Here is a 12511-nt window from a genome sequence, read left to right as displayed (position 1 = left end):
GTGTGCCGTCGACTGGGCGTCAACTCCGCCTGCGGGCGGGCCGAAAGGGGCGGGGCACCACACATGATGGGACCGGCACATTCACTTTCCGGAGCGGCGGCATGGCTGGGGGTGGGAGCGGGCGCGGCCGCGCTCGACCACCCCATGCCGTGGCCGACGCTTGTCGTCGGCGCCCTGATCTGCGCCGGCGCAGCTCTCGCTCCGGACCTGGACCACAAGGCGGCGACCATATCGCGCGCTTTCGGGCCCATCTCCAAAGCGCTGTGCGAGATCATCGACAAGCTGTCGTACGCCACCTACAAGGCCACCCGTATGAAGGGCGACCCGCGCCGTACCGGCGGCCACCGCACCCTGACGCACACCTGGCTGTGGGCCGCCCTGATCGGCGGCGGATGCTCGGCGGCGGCGCTCTTCGGCGGGCGCTGGGCGGTGCTCGGCATCCTCTTCGTCCATATGGTGCTGGCCGTCGAGGGCCTGCTGTGGCGCCAGGCCCGTGCCTCCAGCGATGTCCTGGTCTGGCTCCTGGGGGCCACCGGCGCCTGGGTGCTGGCCGACGTCCTGGACGATCCGGGCAACGGCAAGGACTGGCTCTTCACCGAGCCCGGCCAGCACTACCTGTGGATCGGTATCCCGATCGTGCTGGGCTCGCTGGTGCACTGCATCGGCGACGCCCTGACGGTGTCCGGCTGCCCGATACTGTGGCCCATTCCGATAGGCCGCAAGCGCTGGTACCCGATGGGGCCGCCGAAGTTCATGCGGTTCCGGGCCGGCAGCTGGGTCGAGATCAAGGTGCTCACCCCGGCCTTCTTCCTCCTCGGCGGCGTCGGGGCGCTGGGCGCCCTGGGCTTCCTCGGCTGACGTCCCGGGTTCCGTGCCCGCCGCCGGGCGGGCGGCGGGCACGGAACCCGGGTACGGGAAGCAGCCGTGCCGACCTGACCGTCCTAGCCGTGCCAGGAGCGCCACAGGGCCGCGTACGCCCCGTCCGCCTCGACCAGCTGGTCGTGGCTGCCCAGCTCGCTGATCCGGCCCTCCTCGACCACCGCGATGACATCCGCGTCGTGCGCGGTGTGCAGCCGGTGCGCGATGGCGATGACGGTGCGGCCCTCCAGCACCCGCGCCAGCGAACGCTCCAGGTGCCGGGCGGCTCGCGGGTCGAGCAGCGAGGTCGCTTCGTCCAGCACGAGGGTGTGCGGATCGGCAAGCACCAGCCGGGCCAGGGCCACCTGCTGGGCCTGGGCGGGGGTGAGGGTGGAGCCGCCGGAGCCGACCTCGGTCGCCAGGCCGTCGTCCAGCGCCCGCGCCCAGCCGTCGGCGTCCACCGAGACCAGCGCGTCCCACAGCTCGGGATCGTCCGCACCGGCCCGCGCCAGCCGCAGGTTGTCCCGCAGCGAGCCGACGAAGACGTGGTGCTCCTGGTTGACCAGTGCCACATGCCGCCGGACCCGCTCGGCCGGCATCCGGGCCAGCTCCGCCCCGCCGAGCCTCACCTCACCGGTCCGCGGCGCGTAGATGCCGGCGAGCAGCCGCCCGAGGGTGGACTTGCCCGCTCCCGAGGGACCCACCAGCGCCAGCCGGGTGCCCGGCCGCAGCTGCAGCGACACCCCGTGCAGCACGTCACTGCCGGCCCGGTAGCCGAAGCGCACCTCGTCGGCGTGCATGTCGCGTCCGTCCGGGACGATCCGCTCGTCCGACTCGTGCTCCTCGACCTCGCGGACCCCGACCAGCCGGGCCAGCGACACCTGGGCCACCTGCAGCTCGTCGTACCAGCGCAGGATCAGGTTGACGGGATCGACGAGCATCTGGGCGTAGAGCGCCCCGGTGGTCAGTTCGCCGACCGACACCCAGCCGTGCAGCGCGAAGGTCCCGCCGATCATCAGCACCGACGCGAGGATCAGGGTGTGCGTCAGGTTGATCACCGGGAAGAGCACGCTACGCAGCCACATCGTGTAGCGCTCCCAGCCGACCCAGATCCTGATCCGCTCGTCGGACTCCGTGATCCGGCGTGCGCCGAGCCCGTGCGCCTCGATCGTCCGGCCCGCGTCGACCGACTCGGCCAGCACGGCGGCGACGGCCGCGTAGCCGGCGGCCTCGGAGCGGTAACCGGCGGCGGCGCGCCGGAAGTACCAGCGGCAGCCGACCAGCAGCAGCGGCAGGGCGACCAGCACCGACAGTGCCAGCGGCGGAGAGGTGACGGCGAGCGCGCCGAGCAGCAGCGCGACCCACACCACCGCGATGGCCAGCTGTGGCACGGCCTCGCGCATGGCGTTCGACAGCCGGTCGATGTCGGTGGTGATCCGGGAGAGCAGATCACCGGTGCCGGCCCGCTCCAGCACGCCGGGCGGCAGTCCGACGGACCGGACGAGGAAGTCCTCGCGCAGGTCGGCCAGCATCCGCTCGCCGAGGATCGCACCGCGCAACCGGACCAGCCGGACGAATCCGGCCTGGACGACGAGCGCGGCGAGGAAGAGCCCGACCGTGAGCTCCAGATGCAGGTTCCGGCGCCCGGCGGACAGGTTCTCGACCAGCTGCCCCAGCAGGTACGGCCCGACCATGGAGGAGACCACGGCGACCGTGTTGACCGCGACGAGCAGGGTGAAGGCGCCGCGGTGTCGGCGGGCCAGCTCGGTCACGTACCTGCGCACGGTGGCCGGCGAACCGACCGGCAGCGTCGTCGTCTGCTGCGGCGCGTCCGGATCGTGCTCCGGCGGCTTCACGCCGATCATGCGGATTCCTCGATCCTGGTGTTCTCGCCGGCCCCGGACGGGACCGAGGACGGGCCTTCGGTGGTGACCGGGACCGTGACCGAGGCCGTGACACCTGAGTTCACAGCGGCCGGTTCCTCGGTCTCGCGGGTGACCACGGCGCGGTACCGCTGGTCCGCGCGCAGCAGTTCGTGGTGGGTGCCGGAGGTCGCCACAGACCCGTCGGCGATGAAGACCACCAGGTCGCAGCGGTCGAGCAGCAGCGGGCTCGAGGTGAACACCACCGTGGTGCGGTCCGCCCTGATCCCCTTGAGACCGCGCGCGATCCGCGCCTCGGTGTGCGAGTCGACGGCCGACGTCGGCTCGTCCAGGACGAGCGCCTCCGGGTCCGCGACCAGCGACCTGGCCAGGGCCAGCCGCTGGCGCTGGCCGCCCGAGAGGGAGCGGCCGCGCTCGGTGATCCGGGTCCGCATGGGATCGCCGGAATCGTCCACCGAGGCCTGGACGAGCGCCTGCAGGACATCTCCGCACTGGGCGGCCGTCAGGGCGTCGGCGGCGGAAACGTTGCCGGAGGACGGTACGTCGAGCAGCTCGTGCAGCGTCCCGGAGAGCAGCACCGGGTCCTTGTCCTGCACCAGGACGGCGGCGCGCGCCGCCGCCAGTGGCAGCTCGTCGAGAGCCGTGCCGCCCAGCAGGACCGAGGCCTCGCCGGCCACCCGGTCCGGGCTGTGCCCGCCGAGCCGGTCGGCGAGCCGCCCGGCCGCGTCCGGGTCCCCGCACACGACCGCCGTCAGCAGCCCGGCAGGAGCGAGCAGACCACTCTCCGGGTCGTACAGATCACCGGCGAGAGGGGAGGCAGGCGAAAGCGACGCATCCGGTTCCACGCCCCGCACCAGCGCCAGCACCCGCGCCGCGCGCTTCGCCGACGGCCGCGAGAAGGACCACGCCATGGCGATCTCCTCGAAGTGCCGCAGCGGGAACATCAGGAAGGCGACGGACCCGTACACGGTCACCAGCTCGCCGACCGAGATCCGGCCGTCGAGCGCGAGGACCGCCCCGTACCAGGCCACGCCCACCAGCAGCAGTCCCGGCAGGACCACCTGGACGGCGCTGATCAGCGCCCACATCCGGGCACTGTGCACGGCGGCCGTACGGACCTCCTGCGAGGCCTTGCGGTACCGGTCGAGGAAGAGCTCCTCGCCACCGATACCGCGCAGCACCCGAAGACCCGCGACGGTGTCGGAGGCCAGCTCCGTGGCCTTGCCGGCCTTCTCCCGCTGGATGTCCGCGCGCTTGGTCGCCGCCGGCAGCAGCGGCAGCACGGCGAGTGCGAGGACGGGGATGGCGGCGGCCACGACGAGGCCGAGATCCGGCTGGTAGAAGGCGAGTGCCACCGCGATGCCGATGGTGGCGAGGAAGGCGGAGGTGAAGCGGGCGAACGCCTCCACGAACCAGCCGATCTTCTCGACGTCGCCCGCGCCGACCGTGACGATCTCGCCGGCCGCGACCTGCCGGGTGAGCACCGAGCCCAGCTCGACGGTCTTGCGGCTCAGCAACTGCTGGACGCGGGCGGCGGCGGTGATCCAGTTGGTCACCGCGGTGCGGTGCAGCATGGTGTCGCCGAGCGCGCTGAGCCCGCCGAGCACCAGCATCAGTCCACCGGCCAGCGCCAGCCGGTGGCCGGAATGGTCGACGACCGCCTGCACGGCCAGGCCGACGGCGGCCGGGAACAGCGCGAGGGACGCCATCAGCAAAGTGCCCCACGCGGCGGCGGTGAGCTGCCCGCGCAGCTGGCGTTTCTCCAGCCAGAGCAGGAAACGGAACCCCGATCTGACGTCGGGGACACCAGGGTCCTGGAAGGGGAGTTGACGTAGCGACATGACGTCCCGAGATGCTCTGGAGTGGGGTGCGAAGACGTGCAAGGTTCGCGTCACCGCACGTACCGGGTCAACCGATTTTCGGCTGCCGCGCCCGGAATGAGCAGGTATTGAGCCAAGGTCGTTCGGCGGGGCGCGCCGTCGCGTGAGGCGGTCTGTCGCCCGGCGCGCGACCGGGCCAAGCTGTGCGCTGTACTTCGTGGCCATCGCACGACGAGGAGGCACCACCGCGTGGGAAGACGGATACTCGCGGCGCTCGCCGCGGCAGTGGGGTTCGCGCTTTTCGCGGGCCCGGCGGCCGCGGCCACCACCGCGCCCCCGGCAGAGTTCGGCACCGACTGGCACGACCCCCTGACGGCGGCCCCGCCCATCGCGACCCCCGGTGGGCCCTCCTGCACCACGCAGATCGTGGCGGCGCAGTTCAAGGACTTCACGCCCTACACGAGCACGTACACCCCGCCGCGCGGCTGCGGCGACCACTGGAGCAAGGTCGTGCTGCGGCTCGACGGCAAGGTCGCCGGGCGGCAGTACGACCGGCTGGGGTATCTGCGGATCGGCGGGGTGGAGGTGCTGGACACCTCGACCCCCGAGCCGTCGCCCGACGGGATCGCCTGGAACGTCGAGAAGGACGTCACGCGGTACTCGGCCACGCTGCGCGGCCCGCAGCCGGTCGAGATGCTCATCGGCAACGTCGTCAACGACACGTACACCGGCGTGATCGACGTCAAGGTCTCCCTGACCTTCTACCCGGCACGCGGCGCGGGCGGCGGGGACGTGGCCGGAACCGTGCCCGACCAGGTGCTGACCCTGGCCGGTTCGCACAGCGAGGGCACGGCGATCGTCGGCGATCTCACCACACCGCGCAACAGCGAGCGGATCGTCGCCGAGGCGTACGCCACCGGCTCGGGCGGCGGCTGCGAGGAGTTCTGGTACCTGGCGGTGCCGGCCGATGTGCCGTACTCCTGCCAGGCCGGCGGTCCCTACCGGGAGGTGCAGCTGCGGGTGGACGGCCAACTGGCCGGAATCGCCGCGCCGTTCCCGACCGTGTGGACCGGAGGCTGGTCCAACCCCTTCCTCTGGTACGTGATCCCGGGCCCGCGCGCCTTCGACGTCAAACCCGTCGAGTACGACCTGACGCCGTACGCCGGACTGCTCAACGACGGGAACGCGCACCGCGTCGAGGTCTCGGTGCTGGGCGTGCCCGAGGGCCAGAGCGGCTGGAGCGTGCCGACGAACGTGCTGGTCTGGCAGGACGCGCACCGCGCTCATGTGCCGGGCGCGCTGACCACGCACCAGGAGAGCGCCCCGGCCACCTCGACCTCCTACCGGACCGGTGACGAGCGGGCCCTGGACGCGAAGGGCAGTCACAGCCTGACGGTCGCCGGCTATGTCGACACGTCGCACGGCCGGGTCACCACCACCGTCCGCCGCGCGCTGTCCGCCACCTCCACCCACCGGTGGAACGCCGACGAGAGCACCGACGCGCTCACCGCACGGTGGACCGACGACGCGACGGTGACCCGGTCCGGCCGCGGTCCGGCCACCAGCACCGAGGCGCGCCGCGCGTACACGATGGACGGCCGTACGTCGGTCGGCGCCGCCGACCGGCTGCGTACGGTGATGCTGCTCGGCGACCGCGCCGACACGGTCGTCGAACGCGGGGGCCGGACCGTCAGCCGGTCGCTGCTGGACGACGTCTACCGGGGAGACGCGTCCTTCACCCTGAATGTGCCGCGCGAGCAGCGGCACGCCACCGGCACCTCGTCCGAGCGCTACCGGACGGTCGGTCCCGACGGCTGCTACGACCGCCGGATCGCGACCGCGCAGGGCGCGTTGACGGAGGACCGGATGCTGGGCTGAGCCAGTACCGGCTGGCCTATCCCTTCGCCACCCGGGCGAACTCCCCGATCAGGGACGAGCTCCGGGTGGCGTCGTAGGCGAGGCAGACCTCGTCGGGCGGCGCGTCGGTGACCGGCAGACAGACGATGTCGGGGCGCGTGTAGTAGGCGGTCGCGGAGGCGGGCAGGAAGGTGATCGCGCGTCCCGAGGCGACATGTTCGAGCTTCTCCTCGACGGAGCGGACCACGTCCCCCCTCCCGGCCGCCTTCACCATCCCGATCCAGGCCGCGTTCGCGGCGCCGTGCAGCACGCCGGGACCGGTGTACCGGGCATGGCCGATGAGGGGTTCGGCCGCCAGATCGGCCAGTGTCAGGGACTCCTTCGCCGCGAGCCGGTGCCCGGCGGCCAGGACCGCCAGCCGCGCTTCGCTGTACAGCGGGATCACCTCCAGGCCGCGGGCGTCGATGGGCAGCCGGATGTAGGCGATGTCCACCCGCCCGTCCAGCAGGACCTCGGCCTGGTCGTCCCATTCCAGCCGCTGTACGCCGACCGTGACCTCCGGATGCGCGGCGGTGAACGCCCGGACCGCGCCGGTGACGACGATCCCGGACCGGAATCCCACCACGAGGTGCTGCGTTCCGCGGGCAGCGCGCCGTACGCGGCGCCGCGCCGCCTCCGCGGAGGCCAGCAGCGGCCGCGCGTCGTTCAGGAGCTGCTGCCCCGCCTCGGTGAGGGTGACGCCGTGGCTGTCGCGGACGAAAAGCGCCGCGCCGAGATCGTGCTCCAGCGCGCGGATCTGCCGGCTCAGCACGGGCTGTGCGATGTGCAGGTCCTCGGCGGCGCGGGTGAAGTGCAGCCGGTCGGCGACGGCCGTGAAGTACCGCAGCTTGCGCAGGTCCAGGTCCATGGGGCGCTCCTCCGACATGGCTATGCCTTGAGGGTATCGCGCCTGCCGGAAGAGGTCCTGGGCGGTGCGGTCGGCCGAGGTGGAAGAGATTTCAGCAAGTAGTTGAAAATGTTTCCACCGGTCCCTTGACGTGCTCACGGTCACGGCGGGAAGCTCCTCGGCGGAACCCCGTGGGACGCGGGGTTCCGCACCCCCACCCGGCGGCTTGGCGCGGGCTGCCTTCGAGGGCACAGCCGTGCCCGCACTCCGGAGGAGCCGCACATGCGATCCCGCACATCCCGGGTACCCCGAACCTCCCGAACCTCCCGCAGATCCCGTGCCCTGTACGGCGCGCTCGCCACGCTGCTCGCCGCGACCGGCCTCACCGTCGCCACCCAGCACCAGGCGCAGGCGACCCCGCCGAGCACCAAGGACGTCACCGCCACCCTCTTCGAGTGGCGATTCGACTCCGTCGCCAAGGCGTGCACCGACACCCTCGGTCCGGCCGGCTACGGATTCGTGGAGGTCTCCCCGGCCCAGGAGCAGATCCAGGGCAGCCAGTGGTGGACCTCGTACCAGCCGGTCAGCTACAAGATCGCCGGACGGCTCGGCGACAGCACCGCTTTCAAGCGCATGGTCGACACCTGCCACGGCGCGGGCGTCAAGGTCATCGCCGACGCGGTGATCAACCACATGGCGGCCGGCTCCGGCACCGGGACCGGCGGCACCACCTACTCCAAGTACAACTACCCCGGCTACTACCAGGACCAGGACTTCCACTCCTGTCGCAGCAACATCACCAACTACGCCGACCGGAACAACGTGCAGAACTGCGAGCTCGTCGGGCTCGCGGATCTGGACACCGGCAGCGACTACGTACGGTCCACGATCGCCGGCTATCTCAACAACCTGATCTCGCTGGGCACCGACGGCTTCCGGATCGACGCGGCCAAGCACATCGCCGCGAGCGACCTCGCCGCCATCAAGTCCAAGCTCAGCAACCCGGGCATCTTCTGGGCGCAGGAGGTCATCTACGGAGCCGGCGAGGCGGTCCAGCCGAGCGAGTACACCGGCACCGGAGACGTGGACGAGTTCCGCGCCGCCACCGACCTCAAGCGCATCTTCACCAGCGAGAAGCTGTCGTACCTGAGCAACTGGGGCGCCTCCTGGGGCTATCTGCCCAGCGCCAACGCACGGACCTTCGTCGACAACTGGGACACCGAGCGCAACGGCTCGACCCTCAACTACAAGGCGGGCGCCGCCTACACCCTCGCCAACGTCTACCTGCTGGCCTGGCCCTACGGCTCGCCGAACGTCTACTCCGGCTACGAGTTCTCCGACAACGACTCGGGCCCGCCCAACGGCGGCACCGTCAACGCCTGTTACAGCGACGGGTGGAAGTGCCAGCACGCCTGGCCACAGATCACCGGCATGGTCGGCTTCCGCAACGCCGTCTCCGGCACCGCGGTGACCAACTGGTGGTCCAACGGCAACAACGCCATCGCGTTCGGCCGCGGCAGCAAGGGCTTCGTCGCGATCAACCACGAGGGCAGCGCGCTCACGCAGACGTACGCCACCTCGCTGCCGGCCGGCAGCTACTGCGACGTCCAGCACTCCGGGACCAGCTACACCGTCGGCTCCGACGGCAGGTTCACGGCCACCATCGGCTCCAACGACGCGGTGGCGCTCTACGCGGGTGCCCCCTGCAACGGCGGCGGGGGGAGCAGCGGCGGGACCACCGACCCGGCCTCCGGCGCGTCCTTCGCGGTGAACGCCACGACCGCGCTCGGCCAGAACATCTACGTCACCGGCAACAACGCCACCCTCGGGAACTGGGACACCAGCAAGGCCCTGCTGCTCTCGTCCGCGGCCTACCCGGTGTGGAAGCTCGATGTCGCGATGGGCGCGGGCACGGCGTTCGAGTACAAGTACCTGCGCAAGGACGCCGCCGGGAACGCGACCTGGGAGACCGGTGCCAACCGGACCGCCACCGTGCCCGCGAGCGGAAAGGTGTCACTCAGCGACAACTGGCGGGGATGATGGTGGGCGGGCGGCCAGGATCAGGGGAGACTGGCACATTCCAGTTCGTGAGCACAGAGGGGATTTTCTGAGTTATGAAGGGCTTTCGTGCGTTCCTGTTGCGCGGCAACGTCGTCGAACTCGCCGTCGGTATCGTGGTGGGTGCGGCCTTCACCGCGCTGGTCAGCGGCTTCGTCAAGGCGTTCCTGACCCCGATCGTCGGGCTCATGTCGGGAGCGTCGGGCGACTACTCCCGCAAGGCGTTCACGGTCTCGGGAGTGACGTTCCCGTACGGCGCCTTCATCGACGCGACGATCAGCTTCGTGATCGTCGCCTCGGTGATCTACTTCCTGGTCATCCTGCCGATGAACCGGATGCAGGAGCGGTTCTTCCCCAAGGCGGCCGCGGCTCCGATGCGTGAGTGCCCGGAGTGCCTGACCCCGATACCCCAGGCCGCCCGCCGCTGCAGCGCCTGCACCGCCCAGATCCTGCCGGCGCACTCCGAGAACGGCGCCGGCCATCGCGTGACGACCTCGAACTAGCGGTCGTCGGCAGCCCGCGGTTTCGCCGCGGCAGGGCGAACCTCCGCCGCGGCGAGTGCCACCACGACGCCCCCTCGGACGCGCTTCAGCAGCGCGACCGCGGGGGCGCCGCCGCGTCCAGGGTGGCGAGCAGCGCGGTCAGCGCCTCGCGCTGGGTGCCGTCCAGCGGGGCGAGGAGATCCTCGGCGGCGGCCCGGCGGGCCAGCCGCAGGCGGTGCAGCGTCGCGCCCCCGGCCTCGGTCAGCTCGATGCGGATCACCCGGCGGCTGGCCGGGTCGGGAATCCTGCGCACCAGGTCGTGCGCCTCCAGCGCGTCCACCAGCGTGGTCACCGCGCGCGGCACGACATCCAGCCGCCGGGCGAGGTCCGCCATCCGCGGCGGCGCCTCGCTGTGCGCGACGGTCCGCAGCAGCCGGGACTGGGCCGGGGTGATGCCGAGCGGTTCGAGGTGCCGGCGCTGGGCCCGGTGGAGCCGCTTGGTCAGCTGGAGCAGCTGGTCGGCGAGGCGGCCGGTGGTCTCGGCGGCTGCGGACTCCGCCGCGGACTCTGCGGCGGGTTCGGGCGCGGTGGTGGTGCGGGGATCCATGGCCCAAGGATATCAGGATGTAAGTCATTGTGAACATAGGTAACAATGACTTACACTCCTGAAGTCGGTCCGGTCCGGCAGTGATGCGCGGGCAGCGCTCCGACATCGCCGGCCGTACCGGCATCCGACCCCAGCAACCTCCCGAGGAGCCCTTTGCACCCCGACAAAACCCGGTGGACGCCACCGCCCAAGGACCCCGACACACCCACCGACGTGCGCCGCATCGTGCGGCTCTTCCGTCCCTACCGCAGCCGGCTCGCCTTCGTGGGCGTCCTGGTCGCGCTCTCCTCCCTCGTCTCGGTCGCCTCGCCCTTCCTGCTGAAGGCGATCCTGGACACCGCGATCCCGCAGGGCCGCACCGGGCTGCTCAGCCTGCTCGCCCTCGGCATGATCGCCACCGCCGTCGTCACCAGCGTCTTCGGCGTGCTGCAGACCCTGATCTCGACCACCGTCGGCCAGCGCGTCATGCACGACCTGCGCACCGCGGTCTACGAGCAGCTGCAGCGCATGTCGCTCGCCTTCTTCACCAGGACCCGCACCGGCGAGGTGCAGTCCCGTATCGCCAACGACATCGGCGGCATGCAGGCGACCGTGACGTCCACCGCGACCTCGCTGGTCTCCAACCTCACCGCCGTCATCGCCTCCGTGGTCGCGATGCTCGCCCTGGACTGGCGGCTGACGATCGTCTCCCTGCTGCTGCTCCCGGTGTTCGTGTGGATCAGCCGCCGGGTCGGCCGTGAGCGCAAGAAGATCACCACCCAGCGGCAGAAGCAGATGGCCTCCATGTCGGCCATCGTCACCGAGTCGCTGTCGGTCAGCGGCATCCTGCTCGGCCGCACCATGGGCCGCTCCGACTCGCTCACCCGCTCCTTCTCCGAGGAGTCCGAGCGGCTGGTCGACCTCGAAGTGCGCTCCAACATGGCCGGACGCTGGCGGATGTCCACCATCGGCATCGTCATGGCCGCCATGCCCGCGCTGCTGTACTGGGCCGCCGGTCTGACCATGAGCAACGGCGGGCCGGCCATCTCCATCGGTACGCTCGTCGCCTTCGTCTCGCTCCAGCAGGGCCTGTTCCGCCCGACCGTGAGCCTGCTGTCGACCGGTGTCCAGGTGCAGACCTCGCTGGCGCTCTTCCAGCGCATCTTCGAATACCTCGACCTGCCCGTCGACATCACCGAGCGCGCCGACCCGGTCCGCATGGAGCGCGCCCGCGGCGACGTACGGTTCGAGAACGTCGACTTCTCGTACGACGCCTCCGGCGCCCAGCGCACGCTGCACGGCATCGACCTCGCCGTACCGGCCGGCGGCAGCCTGGCCATCGTCGGTTCGACGGGTTCCGGCAAGAGCACGCTCAGCTACCTGGTGCCCCGCCTGTACGACGTGACGGGCGGCCGGGTGACGATCGACGGCGTCGACGTCCGCGACCTCGCCTTCGACACGCTCGCCGAATCGGTCGGCGTGGTCGCCCAGGAGACGTATCTCTTCCACGCCTCGGTCGCCGAGAACCTGCGGTTCGCCAAGCCGGACGCGACCGACGACGAGATCGTCGCCGCCGCGAAGGCCGCCCAGATCCACGACCACATCGCCGGTCTCCCCGACGGCTACGACACCCTCGTCGGCGAGCGCGGCTACCGGTTCTCCGGTGGTGAGAAGCAGCGCCTGGCCATCGCGCGCACCATCCTGCGCGACCCGCCGGTCCTGATCCTCGACGAGGCCACCAGCGCGCTCGACACCCGCACCGAGCAGGCCGTCCAGGAGGCCATCGACGCGCTGTCGGCCGGCCGCACCACCATCACCATCGCCCACCGGCTCTCCACCGTCCGTGACGCCGACGAGATCGTGGTGCTCGACGCGGGCCGGATCGCCGAACGCGGCACCCACGACGAACTGCTGGTACGCGACGGCCGCTACGCGGCGCTGGTCCGCCGCGACGAGCGGCTCGCGACCTCCGAACTCGCCAAGACCGCGTAGACCGTGCCGGGGTCCCGCCACGACGGACTCCCGGGTCACGCCCTGGCACTGCCGGGGCGGACCCCGCCGGACCCTTGCCGGGTCCTCGC

Annotated in this window: 9 protein-coding genes; 5 read left to right on the top strand and 4 right to left on the bottom strand. The window is 71.4% G+C overall.

Annotation, left to right across the window (positions count from 1 at the left end; all coding sequences use genetic code 11):
• The first annotated feature begins 63 nt into the window (after positions 1 to 63).
• The gene (locus AC07DC_RS17460; RefSeq protein WP_478915290.1) at positions 64 to 858 is read left to right on the top strand and encodes a metal-dependent hydrolase; all 795 of its coding nucleotides are present in this window, start codon (positions 64 to 66) and stop codon (positions 856 to 858) included.
• Positions 859 to 941: 83 nt separating this feature from the next.
• On the opposite strand, the gene AC07DC_RS17455 is transcribed toward AC07DC_RS17460, so the two are convergent.
• The gene (locus tag AC07DC_RS17455) at positions 942 to 2723 is read right to left on the bottom strand and encodes an ABC transporter ATP-binding protein (RefSeq protein ID WP_478915289.1); all 1782 of its coding nucleotides are present in this window, start codon (positions 2721 to 2723) and stop codon (positions 942 to 944) included.
• Positions 2720 to 4582 (bottom strand): ABC transporter transmembrane domain-containing protein, encoded by a 1863-nt coding sequence (locus AC07DC_RS17450; RefSeq protein ID WP_478915288.1) that lies wholly within the window; start codon positions 4580 to 4582, stop codon positions 2720 to 2722. The genes AC07DC_RS17455 and AC07DC_RS17450 overlap by 4 nt, the downstream gene beginning before the upstream one ends.
• A gap of 228 nt (positions 4583 to 4810) precedes the next feature.
• Here AC07DC_RS17450 and AC07DC_RS17445 point away from each other — a divergent pair, with 228 nt between their 5' ends.
• The gene (locus AC07DC_RS17445; protein ID WP_478915287.1) at positions 4811 to 6439 is read left to right on the top strand and encodes a peptide-N4-asparagine amidase; all 1629 of its coding nucleotides are present in this window, start codon (positions 4811 to 4813) and stop codon (positions 6437 to 6439) included.
• Positions 6440 to 6455: 16 nt separating this feature from the next.
• Here AC07DC_RS17445 and AC07DC_RS17440 read toward each other — a convergent pair whose 3' ends face one another.
• Positions 6456 to 7325: a LysR family transcriptional regulator gene (locus AC07DC_RS17440; protein WP_478915286.1), complete on the bottom strand. Its 870-nt coding sequence runs from the start codon at positions 7323 to 7325 to the stop codon at positions 6456 to 6458.
• A gap of 261 nt (positions 7326 to 7586) precedes the next feature.
• Between AC07DC_RS17440 and AC07DC_RS17435 the strand changes: the two genes are divergently transcribed.
• Both AC07DC_RS17435 and mscL read left to right on the top strand, forming a co-directional pair.
• Positions 7587 to 9344, top strand: coding sequence for a carbohydrate-binding module family 20 domain-containing protein (locus AC07DC_RS17435; RefSeq protein WP_478915285.1), 1758 nt, complete (start codon positions 7587 to 7589; stop codon positions 9342 to 9344).
• Positions 9345 to 9418: 74 nt separating this feature from the next.
• Positions 9419 to 9865 (top strand): large conductance mechanosensitive channel protein MscL, encoded by a 447-nt coding sequence (gene mscL, locus AC07DC_RS17430; protein ID WP_478915284.1) that lies wholly within the window; start codon positions 9419 to 9421, stop codon positions 9863 to 9865.
• An 85-nt stretch (positions 9866 to 9950) separates the two neighbouring features.
• On the opposite strand, the gene AC07DC_RS17425 is transcribed toward mscL, so the two are convergent.
• Positions 9951 to 10451, bottom strand: coding sequence for a MarR family winged helix-turn-helix transcriptional regulator (locus tag AC07DC_RS17425; protein ID WP_478915283.1), 501 nt, complete (start codon positions 10449 to 10451; stop codon positions 9951 to 9953).
• Between the two features lie 153 nt (positions 10452 to 10604).
• On the opposite strand from AC07DC_RS17425, the gene AC07DC_RS17420 reads away from it, so the two are divergent.
• Entirely contained in the window at positions 10605 to 12422 is a 1818-nt protein-coding gene (locus AC07DC_RS17420; protein ID WP_478915282.1) for an ABC transporter ATP-binding protein, read from the top strand.
• Positions 12423 to 12511: the final 89 nt, after the last annotated feature.

The organism is Streptomyces sp. NPDC045021 (assembly GCF_056432645.1).
The sequence above is the reverse complement of the archived record's forward strand: the minus strand, read 5'-3'. Positions and strand labels throughout refer to the sequence as shown.